Source organism: Clostridium sp. JS66 (assembly GCF_033561535.1).
In the GTDB taxonomy this organism is placed as follows: domain Bacteria; phylum Bacillota; class Clostridia; order Clostridiales; family Clostridiaceae; genus Clostridium_AM; species Clostridium_AM carboxidivorans.
In genome coordinates, this window is the sequence record NZ_CP131467.1 from 620,240 (window position 1) to 642,174 (window position 21,935).

A 21,935-nucleotide genomic window follows, 5' to 3' on the forward strand; every position below is an offset into this window, starting at 1 on the left:
ATTTTTTATACAGTTATCATAAAGCAAAATTCATACCAATAATTACAATATAGATTTGTACTGAGTAGTACTATGGGATATATGGTATTTAGTAAATACATAATTATATTATAAAGTCTGTGATAGAAAAAGCTGATATAAATTATTCAGAAGTGAATATGGAAAGTTAGAGATGAATAATGCCTATAATACTTATAAATTTTATAGAATATATTCATAGTTTATTTAAAAATGAATTAATAGAGTTATACATAGTATAAAATAGCATATAGGATAGTTGAACTTTATTTTGGCACAGGTTTTGCGTTTAATTAATCATGTAAACGATATCGTGTAAATTATAAAACAATATATTAGAGGAGGGTTTACAATGACAAAAGAAAATGCACAAAATTATATCAATGAGGTATTAGAAAAAGTAAAGAAAAGGAATAATAATGAGCCAGAATTCTTACAAACAGTTGAAGAAGTTTTATCTTGCATAGGACCAGTATTTGAAAAACACCCAGAATACATTGAGGAAAATCTTTTAGAAAGATTCTGTGAACCAGAAAGACAAATTACTTTTAGAGTTCCATGGGTTGACGATGCAGGAAAAGTTCAAGTTAATCGTGGATTTAGAGTACAGTTCAATGGATGCATAGGACCTTACAAGGGTGGTTTAAGATTCCATCCATCAGTATACATAGGAATAATCAAATTCCTAGGTTTTGAACAAATATTAAAGAATTCATTAACTGGACTTCCAATAGGCGGAGGTAAAGGTGGTTCTGACTTTGATCCAAGAGGAAAGTCAGACAATGAAGTTATGAGATTCTGCCAAAGCTTTATGACTGAGCTTTACAGACATATAGGACCAGATGTTGACGTACCAGCAGGAGACATCGGTGTTGGTGGAAGAGAAATTGGATATCTTTATGGGCAATATAGAAGAATACGTGGGGCATTTGAAAATGGAGTTCTTACAGGCAAAGGGTTATCTTATGGTGGAAGTTTAATAAGACCAGAAGCTACAGGATTTGGCGCAACTTATTATTGTGCAGAAATGCTTAAACATGAAGGAACAGACTTCAAGGGCAAGACAGTTGCAATATCAGGATTCGGCAATGTATCTTGGGGAGTATGTAAAAAAGTTTATGATCTAGGCGGTAAAGTTGTAACACTTTCAGGTCCAGATGGATATATTTATGATCCAGATGGAGTTGTAGGTGAAAAAATTGATTACTTACTTGAAATGCGTTCATCAGGAAGAGATAAAGTACAAGATTATGCTGACAAATTTGGAGTTAAATTCTTCAAAGGAGAAAAACCTTGGGAAGTTAAAGCTGACATCATAATGCCAAGTGCTACTCAAAACGATATACACTTAGAGCATGCTAAACAAATAGTTGCAAATGGTATAAAAATTGTTTGTGAAGTTGCTAATATGCCATGCACAAATGAAGCAGTTGAATACTTCCAGAAAAATGGTGTTATAGTAGGACCTGCTAAAGCTGCTAATGCTGGTGGAGTTGCTACTTCAGCTCTTGAAATGTCCCAAAATAGTGAAAGATTATCATGGACAGCAGAAGAAGTTGATGTAAAACTTCATCAGATAATGGTTAATATATACAATAATTGTAAAGATGCATCTGAAGCTTATGGCTTTGGATATAACTTAGTTGCTGGAGCTAATATTGCAGGATTTGTAAAAGTTGCAGATGCAATGCATGTTCAAGGAAATTATTAAATTTTAATTTCGAATAGTTTACAACAAAAATAGCCCTATAAAATAGAATCAGCTAAAAATAATGCCTTTTGGGTGGCTTTTTTTAACTGTCTATTTTATATGGTCTATTTTATTTAGATTATTTATAATGCTTTTATTATATTAAATACTGTTTTAAAAGAAACTGCTCAAAATTTATCAGATTCTATAAAAACTTTCAAATTAAAGTAGTATTTAGAGTTTATTGTTTTTGAAGAGCAAGTTTAAATTCAAAATATAAAAATAGGTAAATTCAGATTATTGAATTTATCTATTTTTTTATTAAGTAAATTGTTTAGTGACTATGAAATATAAAATTACGAAATTAAATGTATTGTACATTAGGATTTATTAATTAGCCTCAATTAAGCCATTTATAGCAGCATGCAAGTATTTTCTGATAAATGAATATTTATTTAAATGTAAAACCATGTGTAAATACCTAATAGTAATGTGTCTGTATAGCAATGTGTCAAAATGTAACAGTACTAAACATAAAATACTTAAATAATTAAGAATATATTGTAAATAAAAATAAGATAAAATGAAGCTATTTAAAGAAAAAGTGATATTTTAGGACTTAAATAGAATTATATGTTGATAATTCTAAATATAAACTTAATACAACGAAAATTAAAATTAAAACAGTTGATTTTTTAAAAAAAACACTTATAATTATTTATATAGTTTGTAACCATTTATATCCAGTTTATACATCTAAAGGATATTAGCATTTGTTTGATAACAAAATATAGTGTTAATGTTGGATGTTTTAATATGTAATTTTAATTTAAAAATCTATCTATAATATATGATTTCTAAATGATTATAATATGGGTATGCAAGGAGGATAAATTCAATAATAATCAATTAATTAATATATGGGTCTTATAAGTCAAATCTTATTTACAACTCATAGCGTTATTCTTAAAAAGTGCAGCTGCTGTTAATGATTCATAATTATATTGGAGTTTCAGATATTAGAGCTCTTTGACTTCATCAGAGTGTTCTTATGTTGTGTATAAATTTTTTTACACGTCTGAATAAATTTTTCTAAGTGATTAACGATTTAAGTTTATTTAAAATTGGGGGAGTTTAAAATGAAAATTTTAATGATTTCTTGGGAGTATCCACCCAAAAATGTAGGTGGTTTATCAAATCATGTTTATTATTTATCCCAGGCATTAAGTAAAAAAGGACATGAAATACATGTAATAACCTGTGAAGAAGGCACATCACCTGAAGAACAAAACGATAATGGTGTTTTTGTTCATAGGGTTTCACCTTATAAAATAGATACAAGTGATTTTATAAAGTGGGTTATGCAATTAAACTTTTCTATAATAGAGAAAGCAGCAAGTCTTATAGTTAAGTTTGGAAAATTTGATTTAATACATGCGCATGACTGGCTATCTGCTTTTAGTGCAAAAAATTTAAAATGGTCTTTTAAAATTCCTATGGTATGTACTATTCATGCTACAGAATACGGTAGGAATGGAGGCATAAAAACTGATATGCAGAAATATATATCTTCTACTGAATGGCTGTTAACTTATGAATCCTGGAAAGTAGTTGCTTGCAGTAATTATATGAGACAGCAAATAAGCGACATATTTGAATCACCATGGAATAAAATTTGGGTTATACCTAATGGAGTAGATACACAAAAATTTAATTTTGAATTTGATTGGATTAATTTTAGAAGAAGATTTGCTAGTGATAATGAAAAAATTGTGTTTTATGTTGGAAGGCATGTATTCGAAAAAGGAATACATTTGTTAATAGAGGCATGTCCTAAAATACTGGAGAACTACAATGATACTAAAATTATTATTGGTGGTAAAGGACCTATGACAGAGGAACTAAAATATAGAGTACAACAAATGGGTATAGGATCAAAGGTAATTTTCACAGGGTATATAAGTGATGAAGATAGAGACAAAATGTACAGGGTAGCAAATGTAGCAGTTTTTCCTTCATTATATGAACCTTTTGGTATTGTAGCTTTAGAAGCTATGGCAGCAGGATGTCCTGTAGTTGTATCAGAAACTGGAGGATTGGGTGAAATAGTTGATCATGAAATAAATGGTCTGAAAGCTATAACATCTTCTGCGGAAAGTTTAGCAGTTAATGTAAGTAGGCTGTTATTAGATGATGGTTTATCTAATTATGTAAAGGAGAATGCATTAAAGACTGTTCATGAGAAATATAGTTGGGATAAAATAGCTGATTTAACCATAAACATGTATAGTCAGGTCCAAGAAGAAATAAAAGGTAGTCAGTGGGAAGTAAAAAGTGAGGATAAAGTTAAAAATGATATTATAAAGAATTTAACTGAAGAACTTAGAGATAAGGTTAAGGAAAAATTAAAATTTGAATTAAAGGATAAAGTTGAAAAAAAGTTGGAAGAAGAATTAAAAGAAAAAGTAGAAAAGAATTTAATGGATAGATTAAAAAATAAAATAACTGATAAAACAAAAGGTATAGTAGGAGATGCTGTAGATATAAAAGACAAAATAACAGCTCAAACTATTGAAGTTTTGGAAGAAGTCAAAAATTCAAAAACTGTAGAATCTGTACAGAAATTGAAAAATTCTAATATGATAAAAAATAAAACTAAAAAGAGCTAAAAAGAAAATAAGGGGATGGTATTAAATGAAAGCTATAATAATGGCAGGGGGAGAAGGAACTAGATTAAGACCGTTAACATGTAACATACCAAAGCCAATGATGCCTATAATGGATAAGCCTGTTATGCAATACGCCATAGAACTTTTAAAAGAAAATGGTATAAATGATATAGGAGTTACGCTGCAATATTTACCAGATGAAATTATCAATTATTTTGGAGATGGAAGAGAATTTGGAGTTAATATAAGATATTTTATAGAAGAAACACCATTAGGTACAGCAGGCAGTGTTAAAAATGCAGAAGCATTTCTTGATGATACCTTTATAGTTATAAGTGGTGATGCCTTAACTGACATAGATTTGTCCAAAGCCATTGCTTATCATAAAAAAAATAATGCTATATCTACTTTAGTATTAAAAGAAGTTGCTGTGCCATTAGAGTTTGGAGTAGTAGTAACGGATAATGATGGAAGAGTAACAGGTTTTTTAGAAAAACCAAGCTGGAGTGAAGTTTTTAGTGATAAGGTGAATACAGGAATATATATATTGGAGCCTGAGATATTTTCTTACTTTGAAAAAAAACAAAAGTTTGATTTTAGTAATGATTTATTTCCAATACTTTTAAATGAAAAAAAGCCTATGTTTGGCTATGTAGCTGAAGGATATTGGTGTGATATTGGAAATATTCAGCAATATATAAGATGTCATTTTGATATATTAAAAGGTTTAGTAAAAGTAAATATAAAAGGTGAAAAATATAAAGATGGTATATGGACGGGAGAAAACTGTCAAATAAGTAAAAATGCTTTGATATGTTCTCCGGTTTATATAGGAAGTGGAACAAAAATATATGATGGTGCAGAAATAGGTCCTTATACTATTATGGGAAAAAATAACATAGTGTCAAATCATGCTACTATAAAAAGAAGTATAATTTTTGATAACTGTTATATAGGTGATAATTCACAAGTAAGAGGTGCTGTTCTTTGTAAAAAGGTCCAATTAGAACCAAGAGTTTCTGTATTTGAAGAAGCAACTATAGGTGATGATACTCTTATAAGAGAAAAAGCAATTATAAAGCCTAATATAAAGGTATGGCCTAACAAACTTATTGAAGCTAGTACTGTGGTAAAATCAAATGTAATTTGGGGAGGAAAGTTTTCAAAGGCGCTGTTTGGAAAGCAAGGCATAAGTGGTGAAGTTAATGTAGATATAACACCAGAATTTGTATCAAAATTAGGTGCTGCTTATGGTTCACTTTTAAAGTCTGATTCAAAAGTTGCCATAGCTTGCAGCAATGATGGTGCAGCTCAAATGTTTAAATATTCCCTTGCTACAGGATTGCTTTCTATGGGAATTGAAGTATTAGACTTGCATAGAATGCCAAGACCAGCAGTAAGGCAGGCTACCTTGTTCTTTGGAGTACAGGGAAGTATTCATGTTTATATAGATAATGAGGATTCTCAAAAGGTTAATATAGTATTTATGAATGAAAATGGACTTGATATAGATAAAGGAATAGAGAGAAAGATAGAAAATAGTTTTATAAGAGAAGATTTCAGGAGGGTTAAGACAGATAGTTTTAAGCAAATCAATCATATATACAATTCTATAGAATATTATATAAGGCAGCTTATAAATGAATTAGGAGTTAAAAATATAAGAAAACAAAAGTATAAGGTTGTCTTAAGCGTTAAAAGTCCTATGATATTAAATATAATTCAGGATATATTCCAGGAGCTGAGAATAAGTGTTAAATTATACGATGAATTTAATAATATTTTAGGGTTAAGAAAAGAAGTAATAGAAAGTAGTTCAAATTTAGGAATTAGAATTGATGATGAATGCGATAGAGCAATTTTTATAGATGAAAAGGGAAATATAATAAAAGATGAAGCTTATGATGCAACAAATGCTCTTGTTATGTTAAAAACTACAAATATAAGTACATTAGTTGCTCCAGTGACAGCATCTTCTACCATGCAGGAAATTGCAAGTATGTGTGGATGTAAATTTGTAAGAACTAAAACTTCACAAAAATTTATATTAGATAACTATTTAAAACATGAAAATAGAATTACGAGGAGAGAAGTTATAAGTTCCTATTTAATGACACTAGATGCTATAAGTGTAACTATGCTAACTATCAATTTTATGGCAGTAAGCAATTTGGCACTTTCAACTATATTAGAACAAATTCCAAAGTACTATACTGCTAGAGAAGAAATAAAATGTCCATGGAATCTAAAGGGAAAAGTAATGAGAAATCTTATAGAAGAAAACCATTCAAAATCTGTAGATTTAATAGAAGGAGTTAAGCTGAATTTTAATGATGGTTGGGCATTAGTTTTACCAGATGCAGATGAACCTCTTTGTAGAGTTTATGCTGAATCTAAGAATTCAGATGAATTAAAAAAGCTTACAAATCAATTGTTAAAGAGAATTGAAGCTATAACATTAGAATAACAGTTAATTGTTCACCTTTATTTAGATATTATGGAGTGTAAAAAGGAGGATATAGGATCAAACCTTAATCCTATATCCAGCACCCCAAACAGTTTCAATATATTGAGGATTAGATGGAGAGGCTTCTGTTTTTTCTCTTATTCTTCCAATATGTACTGTAACGGTAGAGGTATCTCCAATAGCATCAAGTCCCCAAACCTTTTCAAATAAATCCTCTCTGCTGAATACTCGATTAGGATTTTCCGACATATAAAGTAATAGATCAAATTCTTTTTGAGCCAAAGTTACTTCCTTACAATTTACAAATACTTGTCTGGAATCTTTTCGTATTTCTAAACCTCTTATTATGATAGTATCATTTTTTTTATTAGTATCAAATTTATTTTTTATTCTTTCATAATTTTTCATGTGCGATTTAACTCTAGCAACTAATTCTGCTGGACTAAAAGGTTTTGTGATATAATCGTCGGCACCAAGGTTAAATCCTTTTATTTTGTCAATTTCTTCTTTCTTTGAAGAAACAATCAGAACTGGAATATCTTTGGTATCCTGTATGCTGCGTAGAATACTAAAACCATCAATTTTAGGAAGCATAATATCAAGAATTAATAGATCAAATTCATTTTCTTTTAAGCAGTTTAAAGTTTCTACACCATCCATACATATTTTAACTTCAAATTCTGAGAGTTCCAGATAGTCTCTTTGAAGCTCAGCAATACTTAAATCATCTTCGGCTATCAAAATTTTTTTCATAATATCCTCTCTATTCTTCTGGTATTTTAGCTAATGATATTAATATGCTTGTACCTTTATTTTCGTGACTTACAGCCCATATTCTACCATTATGTCCTTCTACAATTTGTTTTGCAATAGCAAGTCCCAGACCACTTCCATTTGCACCAGTTCTTGCAGAATCACCTCTGTAAAATCTATTAAATATTTTATTTGTATCATTCTTATCAATTCCATAACCGTTATCTCTTAGTTCAATAACAATACTGGAATTAGTTTCTCTAAGCATTATTACAATTTCACCATTATTTTTATCCATATATTTACGGGAGTTATCAATAATGTTTAATATTACTCTTTTTAATCTGTCTCTATCAATCATAACATACTTGGAATGGTTCAAATCATTTTTTAAGTGAATTTTTATATTAGACCTTTCAAGTTCAGGTGCGCTCTCACAAATACAATAGTTAAAGTATTCAACAATATTTGTTTTTTCAAATTTAAAAGGAATTTGATTTAAATCTAGTTTTGAATATAAAAGTAAATCATCAATCATAACATCAATTAGTTCAGCTTTTGAATAAATAGTTTTCAAATAATGGTCTACTTTTTCAGGAGTATTCGCAACACCATCTAAAAGGCCGTTAGCATATCCTTTTATGGAGGTTATAGGTGTTTTTAAATCATGAGATATACTGGAAACTAACATTCTTCTGTTATCATCATACTTCATTTTCATATGAATAGAATTTTTTAATTCAATTCTCATATGTTCAAAATCACTACATAATTCTCTGATTTCCTTATCACCAGTTTCGACAATTTCATAATCTAAATCACCTTTACTAATTTTTGCAGTAGCATTTTTTAGAAGAGATATTGGATTTAATATTCTCTTTGAAAAAAGATAGGACATAATTGTATTAACTAATATAAAGCAAATAAAAAATACTACAATAATTGCTATAATAAATTTTTCAATAAATTGAGATTCATGATTATCTGGTGCTAATAATATTACATTACCAGAAATTTCATTCTTAAACTTAAGGGGTGCTACTTCAACAATATAAGAAATATTATTAATTTTAATGTTTTTTTGTAAGGAATTATTTTTCACCTCTTCTAAGCATCTGGCTATATCAATTTTATTTATATTTTTTGAGGCGAATATAACATTATCCTCTTTGGTAAGTATAAATTCCCCATTTATACTTAAAAGTCTTTTAGATAAATATTGCTGCAGATGTACATCTTCAATATCTGAAGAAGTTTGTTTTGATATATTTGTATTTAAATCCAATAATTCAGATTTTATGGTTAAAAGCTTTTTGAAATTATCATAACTTATATCTCTACTTAGAGATGCTGAAGAAATAAAAATAAATATATAAGCGATAATTATTGTAACAATAAAGGGAATTATAATAGTTATAGAATTAAATGTTATTAGACGTTTTTTTATATCCATTTTTTCACCTTAAAAATCTTTTTTATCAAATAAATAGTAACTTCCTGTAAATAAAAGTATATCATAACTTAACATCAGTATAAACTGACGAAGAATTTTAAAAAATGGAATAGTATTCATAATCCATAAGGTATACCAATTAAGCATAGATGTAAAAAATAGACCAGAATATCTATAAAAAATAATTTCTAGTGCTTTGAAAATAATAAAAATGAAGATAGATATAAAAAATACACCTACACTGCTTTTTATTATATTTGTAAAAAGTACAATAATCAATGATAAAACCATCATAGGCATTAATGTGACAACATAAGAAACTAATATTCTAATAATAGCATTTAAGGTAAAAGAATTTGAATTAAATAGAAAGCCTGCTATAATAGAAAAAATCATCACAAATAGAAGATTTGCAAGTACAAATAACATTATGGCAGTTAGTTTTGAGACAAAAAATTTTAACCTAGAGATAGGTCTTGTAAGTGCAATTTTCATGGTGTTGTGAGAAAATTCTCCAGAGAAACTATCTATAGTAACAAGTGCAGTAAACAAAGGTAAAATTGTATTAACAACTACAGAAAGTACAAGTATAGGAAAGTCCATGCTGGAAACTCCACGTAATCCAAAACCATTTCTTAAAGCAATGATAGATAATTGTCCAAGTACAATAAAAATAAGTGATATTATTGCTGCTACTAAAACTTTTTTCTTTTTATATAGTTTTTCAATTTCATTAATTAAAGCTGCTTTAAATCCTTCCATTTCGTTCCACCTCGCTAACAAAATAATTTTCAAGGGAAGCATAGTTTTTTAATATGTTTTCAGTAGTATCCACATTAAGAAGCTTTCCATCATATAATACACCAATACGGTTACAGGTAAGCTCAATGTCATGGATAAGATGACTTGATATAAAAAATGTTGTTTTTTCTGTTTCAGCTAAAGTTTTTATAATGTTTCTTATATTTATCATTCCTTCAACATCAAGACCGTTTAGTGGTTCGTCTAGAATGATAACTTCAGGTTTTGATAAAAGTGCAGCAGCAATTCCAAGTCTTTGCTTCATACCAAGAGAAAACTTTCTTGGTTTTTCGTTTTTATATTTTAAAATACCTGTAAGTTCTAAAACTTCATCAATTCTTTTGTCATCAATGTCTTTATAGTATCTTGAGAATTGTTTTAGATTTTCAAAAGCAGTTAAATAGGTATAGGATTCAGCATTTTCTATAATGCAGCCTACCCTTTCCATAGCTTGTTCAAATTGTTCTAAAACACTATAACCTAAAATTTTAACATCACCACTGTCTGGTTTTACAAGTCCAGTCATTATTTTCATAGCAGTAGTTTTACCAGCACCATTAGGACCCAAAAAACCAAAAATATCACCCTGATATATTTCAAGGTTAATATCTTTTATACCTCTTCCGTTTTTGTATATTTTCGTAAGGTTATTAATTTCTATAACTTTTTTCATCTATATACCTCCCTGATATTTTCAATTGTAAAAGACAGGATAAAGATAACCTGACATACATTGTATGAACAAGTTATCTTATGATAGTTAATCAAACATTCTATTGAAATTATTATCAAATAGTATACTTCCGTTTGACCTTTGTCCATCTATATCAAAATTTATAGATGAAGAATTGGGATTAATAAATATATGTCCCTTTACAGTTTTCTCTGAAGAATTAGTATAGTTGAAACTTGCATCACGATGAGCTTGTTTATCAAATTTTCCATCAAAGTTAAAATCATTTTTACTATTGCCATAGCTTTCATAACCTTTTATATATTCTTCGTGACAATTTCCTATAACGCTATCCTCATCTATACTTGTAATGGTTATAATTCTTTCACCTATTTTAACAAATTTATTATCTTTTTCTATTACAAGATCACTTTTGTATTTCCCAATATAGGCTTTAGCATTAGATAGTTTATTGTCATCTTTTTGAACTTGCTTTTCAACTTTTTTATCAGAAAGATCAGGTTTAGTAACTGTAGTTGAGTTAATATTAGTTACTTTTGCCAGGAGTTCAAAAGTTAATGTATGTTCTGTGCCCTGTTCATCTTTACCAGAAAGTGTTCCAGTGAAAAGAATATTTTGCATTAATCCATCTTTATTTACATCCATAGTTCCTTTAACTTCTTTTACGAAAATGTCTTTTGTGATTTTAGACATTTTTGATCTAGTGCTAGTAGTTTCATTAGGATTATACATTCTAAATTGGTTTTTAAATTCAAAAGATGCTACTGCATTTACAAGTGCAGGAATTTGTGCTTCAGTTAAAGAACCAGACAATTTTTTACTTCCATCAGCATTTTGAGTAACCACAACAGAATCTTTCAAATTACCTACAAGAGCATCTGATATTTTCTCAAGATCTCCTGCTTGTTTTTCTTCAAAAGGATTTGTAAAAATCTTTTTATCTTTAGAATCTTTTAATTCAATCACACGATAAAAATCTTCATCACTATCATGTGAGATAGAAGAATTTTTATCATTGTAGTAGTAGCTTTCTTTTGTACCATTAGTTTCTAAAGTAGTAGTATATTTTGATGTTTGTTCTTTAGCATTTTTTGATAAGTCACATTTATCTAATACATTTGTAGAAGAAACAACAGTATTGTTATCTTTAATAACAAATGACATATCAAGGGTATAGCTTGAAAGTTTACTACTTAGGCTATTGCCTGTATACTTTAAAGAATCTTTTAATTGATCATATCCACTTTTAGATGCAACTTCCGCCATAGCGGTGCTGGCAAACATTAAAGTACCTACAGCAAAACTTAAAATAATAGCCAGCCTTTTATTAATTTTCATTTTAAGACCATCTCCTTTTAATTGTATGGTAAATCTTTCTTTAATTCTATTTTAAAATAAGTGTCTTGATTTTTCATAAACTAAATATAAACAAAGTATAAACAGATTCCTTAGCTCCAGATAGATTTAAATCTAGCTGAAGCTTAGAAATCGTTATCCAGGGACGTACCTGCTCTTTAATACAACTTGAAGAGTTGGATTATTAGAGCAGGTAGTCATCGGATAAACAGATTTCTTAGCTCTAGATATTTTTTGATCCATATAAATTTTATATTGATTCGATACTTAATAAGTATTTTTAATATACATTTCTTTTTGATATAATGTTACAAGAAATTACAATAACATTAAATTTACTACACTTTAAGGGGGGAATTAGTTTTGTTTAAGTTGCTACGTTTTTTAAAGCCATATAAGAAGCAAGTTATATTAGGTCCTATATTTAAATTATTAGAAGCTATTTTTGAGCTTTTGATACCAACAATTATGGTGATTCTTATTGATAATGGTATAAAGCATAATAATATTTCCTACATATTAAAGATAGGAGGAATAATGGGAGGTATGGCTATATTGGGTGTTATATCTTCTTTTACTTGTCAATATTATGCATCAATAGTTTCTCAAGGATTTGGAACCAGGCTTAGAAATGCCTTGTTTGAAAAAATAGGAACATTTTCACACAATGAACTTGATAATTTTGGGACGTCCTCTTTAATTAATCGTATAACAAATGATGTTAATCAACTTCAAGTGTCAGTGGCAATGGTTATTAGATTAGCTATAAGAGTGCCATTTCTATGTATAGGAGGAGTTATAATGGCTACATTTTTAGACATTAAACTTTCTACTATTATGCTTTTAGCATTACCATTGTTTGCTTTTGTTTTATATTTAATAATGAGCAAGTCAATTCCACTATACAAATTAGTTCAAAAGAAGTTAGATAAATTAGCCTTGATTCTTAGAGAAAATCTTTCAGGCATTAGAATTATAAGAGCATTTGCTCGAGTAGATTATGAAAAGAAAAGATTTAAAGATTCAAATGAAGATTTTGCAAATACTGCAATTAGAGTTGGAAAAATTTCAGCATTGATGAATCCTATGACTAATATTATAATGAACTTTTCAGTTATTGCTATATTGTGGTTCGGAGGTATGCGTGTAAATATAGGTGCAATGACTCAGGGGCAAATTATAGCTTATATAAATTATAATACATTGGTTTTATCTGCATTAATTGTAGTGGCAAACCTGGTAGTCATATTTACTAAAGCAGTTGCTTCAGCAGGGCGTGTAAATGAAGTTTTTGAAACATCAACTACAATAGCTGATAACTTAAATTTTAAAAGTTGTACAGATGTAAATGAAGATGATACTATAATTAAATTTAGAAATGTTTCTTTTGCTTATAATAATTCTAAAGAATATGCTATAAAAAATGTTTCTTTTCAAATAAAACGTGGACAAACAGTTGGGATAATAGGAGGAACAGGTTCAGGAAAAACAACACTTATAAATTTAATTCCACGTTTTTATGACGTAATAAAAGGAAGTATAATGTTTAATGGAATTGAAGTTAAAAATTATATGCAAAATGAGCTTAGGTCTAAAATAGGAATTGTTCCTCAAAAATCAGTTTTATTTTCAGGTACCGTGGCTGAAAATATAAGATGGGGCTTGAAGGAGGCTTCCTATGAAGAAATAAAAAAAGCTGCAGAAATTGCACAAGCTTCTGACTTTGTTGAAAAACTCCCTAAAGCTTATGATACTAATATATTTCAAGGTGGAGTGAATTTTTCAGGAGGACAGAAACAAAGACTTGCTATTGCAAGAGCTTTAGTACGCAATCCTGAATTGTTAATATTGGATGATAGTTCTAGTGCTCTAGATTATGTAACAGATGCTGCATTAAGAAAGGCTATAAAGGGTAATAAGAATAATATGACTGTTATAATGGTAACTCAGAGAGTAAGTACTATAAGAGATGCTGACATGATAGTTGTCTTAGATAATGGAGAAATGGTTGGAGTTGGAACACATGATGAGTTAATTAAGAATAATAACATCTATAGAGAAATCTACCTTTCCCAATTAGATAAAGGGGGAGATGAGAAAAATGAAGAACAAGACATTATTGAGGCTGTTTAAGTATGTAGGAAAATATAAGCTGCATATGTTTGCTGTTATAATTTGTGCATTTATAAGCAATTTATTAATGGTTATAGGTCCCTTATTGGTAGGAAGAGGAATAGATTATATTATAAGTTATAGAAAAGTAAATTTTAATTATCTATTAAAGTTAATATATATATTAGCAGCACTCTATGTAATCAGTGCAGTATTTTCATGGATTTTTTCAATGATAGCAAATGTTATAGCATTTCATACTGTACAGGATATAAGAAAAGAAGCTTTTGATAAAATAAGTATACTTCCTTTAAGCTATTTTGATAATAATGCTCATGGAGATATTATGAGCAGATTAACAAATGATATTGATGCTATATCTGATGGGGTACTTCAAGGTATTACACAATTTTATCCAGGTATTGTTACTATACTATCCTCTTTAGTGCTAATGATTATATTGAGTCCTAAAATAACGCTTGTTATTTTACTTATGACTCCATTTTGCTTTTTTATTGCATCTTTTATTACTACTAGATCTAATAAAATGTTTAAGGAACAGCAAAAAACTGTGGGAGAGCTAAATGGATATATAGAAGAAATAATAGGCAATCAAAAGGTTGTAAAAGCTTTTGGATATGAAAAAAATTCCCAGGAAGTATTCAAAGAAATTAATGAAAGATTGTATAAGTGTGGACGTTTTGCACAATTATATTCATCATTGACAAATCCCTCAACTAGATTTGTTAATAATATTACATATATTTTAGTTGGTGTAGTTGGAGGAATATGTTCGGTAGTAGGTGGACTAAGCATAGGTAAAATATCAAGTTTTTTAACATATTCAACACAATTTTCACAACCTATTAATAATATAACTAGTGTTACTACTCAACTTCAAGCTGCAGTTGCAGCTGCTGAAAGAGTGTTTTCCATTTTAGATGAAATACCAGAAACACCAGAGGTAGAGAATTCATCTACATTAAAAGAATGTTATGGAAATATAAGTTTTAAAGATGTATGCTTTTCTTATAAAAAAGATGTGCCATTGATTAGAAATTTAAATATAAATATAAAATCAGGCAGTACAATAGCTATTGTAGGACCTACTGGTGCAGGTAAAACAACTATGGTAAATTTATTAATGAGGTTTTATGATATAAATAGTGGATCAATTTTTGTTGATGAAAGAAATATAGGAGAAATAACTCGTAATAGTCTTCGTGGTGCATTTGGTATGGTACTTCAAGATACCTGGCTTTTTGCAGGTACTGTTAGAGAAAATATAAGTTATGGGAAACCTAAAGCAACTATTAAGGAAATAGAAAAAGCTGCAAAAGCTTCTCACATTCATAATTTTATTAAAAGTTTACCTAAAGGATACGATACTATTATTACTGAAGGAGGTGAAAACCTTTCTCAAGGACAAAAGCAGCTTTTAACTATAGCTAGAGTAATGCTGATAGATCCTCCAATGCTTATATTGGATGAAGCAACTAGTAATATTGACACAAGAACTGAGCTAAGCATACAAAAAGCCTTTTTATCTATGATGGAGGGCCGTACAAGCTTTATAATAGCACATAGACTTTCAACTATTCGTGATGCTGATTTAATTTTAGTTATGAATAATGGAGAAATTATTGAAAATGGTAGTCACACAGAACTTATTAAAAAAGGAGGCTTTTACGCAAATCTTTACAATAGTCAATTTGAAGTTACTAATTAAGCAAAAACATAGGAGATGATTTTCATGAATAATCATGATGAAACAAATGAAAAAAGAAAAACTATAAGAAGAAATAGGATAATTGCAGCAATTTGTGCGCTAGTTGTTGTGGGTACTGGTTTTTTTGCAGTAAATAGAATGATAGGTAAAAAAAATGCAGTTGTAAATGCTGCAAATGCAAAGAAGAATTCTAGTGAAAGTATTGCAAATAAAAGAGAAAGTCAGATTCCTAAAGATAACAAAAATGAATCAGGTGAAAATCTGGCTGCTGGAGCATACAAACCTTGGGCAGCAAAAAGAACGGATGGAAAAAAAGTAGCTTACTTAACTTTTGATGATGGTCCATCACCAAATACTACTAAAATATTAGAAATACTAAATAAAAATAATATAAAAGCTACTTTCTTTTTGATTGGAAAAAATGCTGAACATAATCCTGAACTTGTAAAACAGGAAATAGCTCAGGGAAATGCAGTAGGAAATCATACCTATAGTCATCAATTGAATTATAAAGAAGGTCCACAAAAGTTTGTAGAAGATTTGGATAAAGGTAATGTTGTGATTAAGTCCATAGTAGGTGATAAATATGATTCAAAGCTTATAAGATTCCCAGGTGGTTCTTTTGGAAACAAATTAGCACCTTTTAGAGAAGCTGTTACAAAAGCTGGATATCATTATATAGATTGGAATGATGAAACAGGGGACGCTGAGCATAGCAATGTTCCAGTTAACACTTTACTTAGTAACCTTAAAAAATATACAAATTCAGATACTGTAGTAATTTTAATGCACGATGCTGGAGCTAAGGTTACATCAGTACAAGCTCTTCCTCAGGTAATTGAATATTTAAAATCAAAAGGATATACTTTTGATACATTAAAATAAATTTGTGATAAATAAAAAGTTTTAGTTGAATTTAGTTTAGCTAAAGCTTTTTTATTATTTTAAAATATTAAATATGAGTAAATGATATAATATAAACAAGACTTCAGCAGTTAGTAATTAAGAATTGTAAATACATTATATATTGAAGGAGAATATATTATGAGTTTGAGATTTATATATGGAAGAGCAGGCAGTGGTAAAAGTCATTTTTGCTTAAATGATATTAAAAAGAGAATAAACGAAGGAACAGATAGTCCTCTAATTCTTTTAGTGCCTGAACAGTTCTCATTTCAATCAGAAAAAAATCTTATAAAAACTATAGGAGAAGCCGGAATGCTTAAAGCACAAGTTTTGAGCTTTAGAAGAATGGCATATAAGGTATTAAATGAGGTAGGAGGACTTACAAAAAAGCATATGAACGCTTCGGGAAAGAGTATGCTTATTTATAAGATAATGGAGGAGAATAGTGGTAAACTCAAAGTTTTTAGAAAGTCAGTAAAAAGACAAGGGTTTATTACTACGGTTTCTGATATTATAACAGAATTTAAAAGGTACGATATTACCCTGGAAAACTTAAATAGCACTTTAGATAGAATAGAAAATGAAAATTTAAGAAACAAAATGGAGGATTTAATATTAATTTTTTCACAATTTGAAGAAAGACTTCATAAAAAATATGTTGATTCAGAAGATGATTTAGCTATTTTGGCAGAAAAGATGTCAAAATCACATATGTTTGATGAAGCAGAAATATGGATAGATGAATTTTCAAGCTTTACTCCTCAAGAATATAAAGTTTTAGATAAGCTTATGGATAAGACTAAAAGGATTAACATAACTTTATGTACAGACTATTTAGATTGCAGCTTAGCGGATAATAGTACAGATGTATTTTTACCAACTAAAAGTACAGAAGAAAAAATTTTAAAAATTGTTTTAGAAAAAAACATAAAATATGATAAACCAATTGCATTAAAATGTAGTCCTTGCTATAGATTTAAAGATACTAAAGAACTTCAACATTTAGAAAAATACTTATTTTCTTATCCATATAAAATTTATAAAGAAAAATGTCAAGACATAAGTATTTTTAAGGCATTAAATAAATACACAGAAGTGGAAGACACAGCAAGAGATATAGTTAGAATGTGTAGAGATAATGGGTTTAGGTTTAAAGATATTGCAGTAATAAGCGGCGATCTGGATGGGTATGAAAGTTTGTTTGGTGCAATTTTTAAAGAATACGATATACCTTATTTTATAGATAAAAAAAGAAAAATCAATGATAATCCTATTATAATGTTGATAATGTCTGTAGTAGAAATATTATCGCAAAATTGGAGCTATGAAGCTGTATTTAGGTATTTAAAAACAGGACTTTTAGAGTTAACTAAGGAAGATATAGATTTAATAGAAAATTATGTACTTAGCAACGGAATTAAAGGAAATGCTTGGATTAAAGAAGAGCCTTGGGATTTTGGTTTAAGCTATAGTTTTGAAAAGAAAGAAATATCGGATTATGAAAAGGAAATTTTGAGCAATATAAATTTAATTAGGGATAAAATAAGAGAGCCTATTATTAAACTATCTAAAGATATAAAAGGAAGAAAAAAAGGAAGAGCTATATGTGAAGGACTTTATAATTTTTTATGTAGTATAAAATTAGATGAAAAGGTAGCTGCATGGATAGAATATTTTAAGGAAAATGAAGAATTAGATAAAGCTAATGAATATAGTCAGATATGGAATATAGTAATGGAGGTTTTAGACCAAATAGTAGAAGTAATGGGAGAGGAAACACTAGCTATTGGAACCTTTTCACAGGTTTTATCTAAAGGCTTTGATGAATATGAAATAGGGGTAATTCCACCAGCGTTAGATCAAGTTCTCATTGGTAGTGTTACGAGACTTAAAAGTCATGATGTATCTGTATTATATATTGTTGGAGTTAATGATGGAGTTTTTCCAGCTGCATTGGCTCAAGAAGGTGTATTAACAGATAGTGATAGAGAAATTTTAAAAGAAAGAGGAATAGAAATTGCAAAGGATACTAGAAGTAGAGCTTTTGAAGAACAATTTTTAGTGTATACTACCCTAACTACTGTAAGTAAATATTTAAGATTGAGTTATTCTATAGCAGATGAAGCTGGAAAAACCAAAAGACCTTCTATAGTAATAGGTAGAATTAAAAAGATATTTAGCAATGTGGAAGAAAAAGGCGATTTAATAGAAATACAAAATGAAGAGGAAAAATTAAAGTATGTAACAGGACCTAGAGCAACCTTTAATAAGCTTATATCAAATATTAAGAAGGATTCTAATGGATATATAACTCCTATGTGGGTAGATGTGTATAGATGGTACAATAAAAATGATAAATGGAGCAGAAAACTTGAAAATGTATTTAATGGTTTTTCATATAGTAACGAAGCAGAAATTATGGATACAAATAGAGTAAGAAAACTTTATGGAAGGCATTTGAATATAAGTGTATCTAGACTTGAAAGGTTTGTAAATTGTCCATTTTCTTATTTTATACAATATGGACTTAATGCAAAGGAAAGAAAAGTATATAAATTAAGTTCACCTGATTTGGGAAGCTTTATGCATAATGTACTTCAAGTATTTTCAAGCAAACTTAAGGAAGAAAACTTAAGTTGGAAGGAAATTGATAGTGAATGGTGTGAGAGAGAAGTTTCTGAAATAGTGGATGAAGTTTTAGAAAGTATGCCTAGTTCTGTATTTAATAGTTCTAAAAGATATAAGCATATAACTAATAACGCAAAAAGAATTCTCAATAGGTCAGTTTGGCTTATAACTGAGCATATGAAAAGGGGAGGCTTTGAACCCTCTGGATATGAATTATCGTTTGGTAATTCAGGAGATTTTCCTCCTATTTCACTACAGCTTCATTCTGGTGAAACTGTAAGCCTTATAGGAAGAGTTGATAGAGTAGATAGTATGAACAGTGAGGAGAATACTTATTTAAGGATAGTAGATTATAAATCTGGAACAAAGGAATTTAAGCTTTCAGACGTATATTATGGTTTACAAATGCAGCTTTTAATATACTTAGATGCTATGCTCACAGAACTTGAAAAAGAAATGAATAAAGATGCTATTCCAGGAGGAATTCTTTATTTTAAATTAGACGACCCAATAGTAAAGACAAAAGGAGATATTGCTGATTCAGAAATAGAAGAGAGAATAATGAAAGCCTTAAAAATGAATGGATTATTATTAGATGATCCTGATATTATAAGGGGGATGGATAGTGAAATAGAAAAAACTTCTGATATTATACCAGCTTCTATAAAAAAAGATGGTACTTTGTCTAAAGCCTATTCTTCAGTTGCTACAATAGAGCAATTTAATCTTTTAAGGAAATATGTAAGAGATACTATAGCCTCTCTATGTGAGCAAATATTGGAAGGTAATATAGGTGTGAAGCCTAGCAAACATAAAAATGGAGATGCTTGTGAATATTGCATTTATCCATCCATATGTCAATTTGATACATCTTTAGAGGAAAACAAGTATAGGATAATAAATGATAAGAGTGATGAAGAAGTTTGGAATGAAATAGGAAATAAGTATAACAAATAAGTTTAATAACAAGCTCTAAGATTGCATAGTATGAAAGGTTATATATGCAACTTAGAGCTTGTTTTTTAGATTGGAGGTGATAGGGAAATTTATCGATATATGGGGGTACCTTGAATAATAAATTAATCTATATATTCATTATATGTAAAGTACAAATTTGTGTGAATAAAATTTTATAAAAATTTGGAAATATTCAAAAATATGGAATGGAAGTAGAAGTTTTTATAGAAATAGTATGTGAATATGTGATGTTGGATTCGAAAAATATTACTGAATATCCCGCACATAAGGTAGTAAAAGAATCTGTAATTTTAGTTCCTGAAGGAAGAAGAGTATTTTCAAAGCTTACAGTAGAAGAAAACCTTAAAATAGGAGCCTATTCAAGAAATATAAAAATGAATAAATTAAATGAGGAAATAAAAAATATATATACAATGTTTCCTAGATTAGAAGAAAGAAAAAATCAATATGCAGGAACATTAAGTGGAGGAGAACAGCAAATGCTTGCTATAGGTAGAGGACTTATGGCAAAACCTAAAATCTTGCTTTTAGATGAACCTTCTATGGGAATATCTCCAATTGTAGTAAGAGAAATATTTCGTATAATAAAAAGTATAAATAAGGATTTTAAAACAACAATATTTTTAGTAGAACAAAATGCAAAAATGGCATTATCAGTAGCTAATCGAGGTTATGTTATAGAGACTGGAAATATTATTTTAGAAGGTACTACCGAAGAATTAAAAGAAAGTGAAGAAGTAAAGAAGGCATATTTAGGAGCTTAAAAACGTTAATGATTATTTACAGCATTGAGCTTTATATCTACTTTTGTTAAATTTATATGTGTTACAATAGATCTAGTAATGAATTTATATAATTATGGAGGTTAATTTATGAAGTTATTATTGACTAATGATGATGGAGTTAATGCAAAAGGAATATATATTTTAGCCAAGGAGCTAGAGAAAAATCATGAAATAATTATTGTTGCACCAAGCGTTGAAAGAAGTGCTTGCAGCCATTCTATAACTATGAGGGAACCACTAATTGTTAAAGAAGTTAAATTGAATGGAATAAAATCAAAAGCATATAGTGTCAGTGGTACACCAGCAGATTGTGTAAAAGTTGCAGTAAATAAACTTGCAATTGGAAAAGTAGATATGGTCTTATCTGGAATAAACAATGGCGTAAATGCAGGAATAGATGTGCTCTATTCAGGGACAGTTTCTGCTGCTATTGAAGCTGCTATTTATAAAATACCATCCATGGCTGTTTCTTCAGAAATTGAAGGTGGAGAGGATAATTATGAAGTTGCAGCAGAGTATGCATCAGATTTAATAGAAAAAATCAAGAATAAATATCTTAAGGATGATGTTGTATGGAATTTGAATGTTCCTATTTTAAGTAAAGAAAAAATCAAAGGAATAAAAATATGTAGAATAGGAGGAAGAACTTACAATAGTTATTTTGAAGAAAATACTATAAATGATGGCAAGAGTTTTCAATTAAGAGGAGAATTAAATAATGTTCAAGATATAGATACAGATGTACATTTTATAAAACAAGGATATGTTACATTGACACCTCTTCATTATGATCTGACAAATTTTAAAATATTAGAGGAAGCTAGAAAGTTATTTTAAAAAAAGTGGTTGTCACACTAAGAATAAGTTTTACAACATATTGTATGTAAATTCTTAGA

14 protein-coding genes are annotated in these 21,935 nt (G+C 28.9%); 9 read left to right on the plus strand and 5 right to left on the minus strand.

Annotated elements, in window-relative coordinates; all coding sequences use genetic code 11:
• Positions 1 to 370: 370 nt before the first annotated feature.
• From gdhA to Q6H37_RS02855, 3 genes are all read left to right on the plus strand, one after another.
• Positions 371 to 1,729 (plus strand): NADP-specific glutamate dehydrogenase, encoded by a 1,359-nt coding sequence (gene gdhA, locus Q6H37_RS02845; protein WP_318739073.1) that lies wholly within the window; start codon positions 371 to 373, stop codon positions 1,727 to 1,729.
• A gap of 1,118 nt (positions 1,730 to 2,847) precedes the next feature.
• Complete coding sequence (locus Q6H37_RS02850) at positions 2,848 to 4,377, plus strand: glycosyltransferase family 4 protein (RefSeq protein ID WP_318739074.1); 1,530 nt, start codon at positions 2,848 to 2,850, stop codon at positions 4,375 to 4,377.
• A 25-nt stretch (positions 4,378 to 4,402) separates the two neighbouring features.
• Positions 4,403 to 6,844 (plus strand): sugar phosphate nucleotidyltransferase, encoded by a 2,442-nt coding sequence (locus Q6H37_RS02855; RefSeq protein WP_318739075.1) that lies wholly within the window; start codon positions 4,403 to 4,405, stop codon positions 6,842 to 6,844.
• Positions 6,845 to 6,901: 57 nt separating this feature from the next.
• Here Q6H37_RS02855 and Q6H37_RS02860 read toward each other — a convergent pair whose 3' ends face one another.
• The 5 genes from Q6H37_RS02860 to Q6H37_RS02880 all read right to left on the minus strand — a co-directional run bounded on the left by Q6H37_RS02860 (position 6,902) and on the right by Q6H37_RS02880 (position 11,883).
• A complete protein-coding gene (locus tag Q6H37_RS02860; RefSeq protein WP_318739076.1) occupies positions 6,902 to 7,597 on the minus strand; it encodes a response regulator transcription factor in 696 nt (231 codons plus the stop codon).
• A 10-nt stretch (positions 7,598 to 7,607) separates the two neighbouring features.
• On the minus strand, positions 7,608 to 9,050 hold the full coding sequence (locus Q6H37_RS02865; RefSeq protein WP_318739077.1) for a HAMP domain-containing sensor histidine kinase: 1,443 nt from the start codon (positions 9,048 to 9,050) through the stop codon (positions 7,608 to 7,610).
• Between the two features lie 9 nt (positions 9,051 to 9,059).
• Entirely contained in the window at positions 9,060 to 9,812 is a 753-nt protein-coding gene (locus tag Q6H37_RS02870) for an ABC transporter permease (protein ID WP_318739078.1), read from the minus strand.
• A complete protein-coding gene (locus Q6H37_RS02875; RefSeq protein WP_318739079.1) occupies positions 9,799 to 10,524 on the minus strand; it encodes an ABC transporter ATP-binding protein in 726 nt (241 codons plus the stop codon). Before Q6H37_RS02875 ends, Q6H37_RS02870 begins: the two co-directional genes overlap by 14 nt.
• Before the next feature lie 87 nt (positions 10,525 to 10,611).
• Positions 10,612 to 11,883, minus strand: coding sequence for a hypothetical protein (locus Q6H37_RS02880; RefSeq protein WP_318739080.1), 1,272 nt, complete (start codon positions 11,881 to 11,883; stop codon positions 10,612 to 10,614).
• Positions 11,884 to 12,264: 381 nt separating this feature from the next.
• Between Q6H37_RS02880 and Q6H37_RS02885 the strand changes: the two genes are divergently transcribed.
• The 6 genes from Q6H37_RS02885 (at position 12,265) to surE (ending at position 21,876) form a co-directional block, all read left to right on the plus strand.
• The gene (locus Q6H37_RS02885) at positions 12,265 to 14,034 is read left to right on the plus strand and encodes an ABC transporter ATP-binding protein (protein WP_318739081.1); all 1,770 of its coding nucleotides are present in this window, start codon (positions 12,265 to 12,267) and stop codon (positions 14,032 to 14,034) included.
• Entirely contained in the window at positions 14,003 to 15,742 is a 1,740-nt protein-coding gene (locus Q6H37_RS02890; protein WP_318739082.1) for an ABC transporter ATP-binding protein, read from the plus strand. The genes Q6H37_RS02885 and Q6H37_RS02890 overlap by 32 nt, the downstream gene beginning before the upstream one ends.
• Positions 15,743 to 15,766: 24 nt before the next feature.
• Entirely contained in the window at positions 15,767 to 16,627 is an 861-nt protein-coding gene (locus Q6H37_RS02895) for a polysaccharide deacetylase family protein (protein WP_318739083.1), read from the plus strand.
• Positions 16,628 to 16,786: 159 nt separating this feature from the next.
• Positions 16,787 to 20,233 carry a helicase-exonuclease AddAB subunit AddB gene (gene addB / locus Q6H37_RS02900; RefSeq protein ID WP_318739084.1) on the plus strand — a complete coding sequence of 1,149 codons (3,447 nt, stop codon included), beginning with the start codon at positions 16,787 to 16,789 and terminating at the stop codon, positions 20,231 to 20,233.
• 206 nt (positions 20,234 to 20,439) lie between these two features.
• Complete coding sequence (locus Q6H37_RS02905; protein ID WP_318739085.1) at positions 20,440 to 21,018, plus strand: ABC transporter ATP-binding protein; 579 nt, start codon at positions 20,440 to 20,442, stop codon at positions 21,016 to 21,018.
• A 108-nt stretch (positions 21,019 to 21,126) separates the two neighbouring features.
• On the plus strand, positions 21,127 to 21,876 hold the full coding sequence (gene surE / locus Q6H37_RS02910) for a 5'/3'-nucleotidase SurE (RefSeq protein WP_318739086.1): 750 nt from the start codon (positions 21,127 to 21,129) through the stop codon (positions 21,874 to 21,876).
• Positions 21,877 to 21,935: the final 59 nt, after the last annotated feature.

Bases quoted from the DNA above. Each gene is read 5' to 3' on its own strand.
- gdhA (WP_318739073.1), top strand. From the start codon at position 371: ATGACAAAAGAAAATGCACAAAATTATATCAATGAGGTATTAGAAAAA.
- Q6H37_RS02850 (WP_318739074.1), top strand. From the start codon at position 2,848: ATGAAAATTTTAATGATTTCTTGGGAGTATCCACCCAAAAATGTAGGT.
- Q6H37_RS02855 (WP_318739075.1), top strand. From the start codon at position 4,403: ATGAAAGCTATAATAATGGCAGGGGGAGAAGGAACTAGATTAAGACCG.
- Q6H37_RS02860 (WP_318739076.1), bottom strand. From the start codon at position 7,597: ATGAAAAAAATTTTGATAGCCGAAGATGATTTAAGTATTGCTGAGCTT.
- Q6H37_RS02865 (WP_318739077.1), bottom strand. From the start codon at position 9,050: ATGGATATAAAAAAACGTCTAATAACATTTAATTCTATAACTATTATA.
- Q6H37_RS02870 (WP_318739078.1), bottom strand. From the start codon at position 9,812: ATGGAAGGATTTAAAGCAGCTTTAATTAATGAAATTGAAAAACTATAT.
- Q6H37_RS02875 (WP_318739079.1), bottom strand. From the start codon at position 10,524: ATGAAAAAAGTTATAGAAATTAATAACCTTACGAAAATATACAAAAAC.
- Q6H37_RS02880 (WP_318739080.1), bottom strand. From the start codon at position 11,883: ATGAAAATTAATAAAAGGCTGGCTATTATTTTAAGTTTTGCTGTAGGT.
- Q6H37_RS02890 (WP_318739082.1), top strand. From the start codon at position 14,003: ATGAAGAACAAGACATTATTGAGGCTGTTTAAGTATGTAGGAAAATAT.
- Q6H37_RS02895 (WP_318739083.1), top strand. From the start codon at position 15,767: ATGAATAATCATGATGAAACAAATGAAAAAAGAAAAACTATAAGAAGA.
- addB (WP_318739084.1), top strand. From the start codon at position 16,787: ATGAGTTTGAGATTTATATATGGAAGAGCAGGCAGTGGTAAAAGTCAT.
- Q6H37_RS02905 (WP_318739085.1), top strand. From the start codon at position 20,440: ATGGAAGTAGAAGTTTTTATAGAAATAGTATGTGAATATGTGATGTTG.
- surE (WP_318739086.1), top strand. From the start codon at position 21,127: ATGAAGTTATTATTGACTAATGATGATGGAGTTAATGCAAAAGGAATA.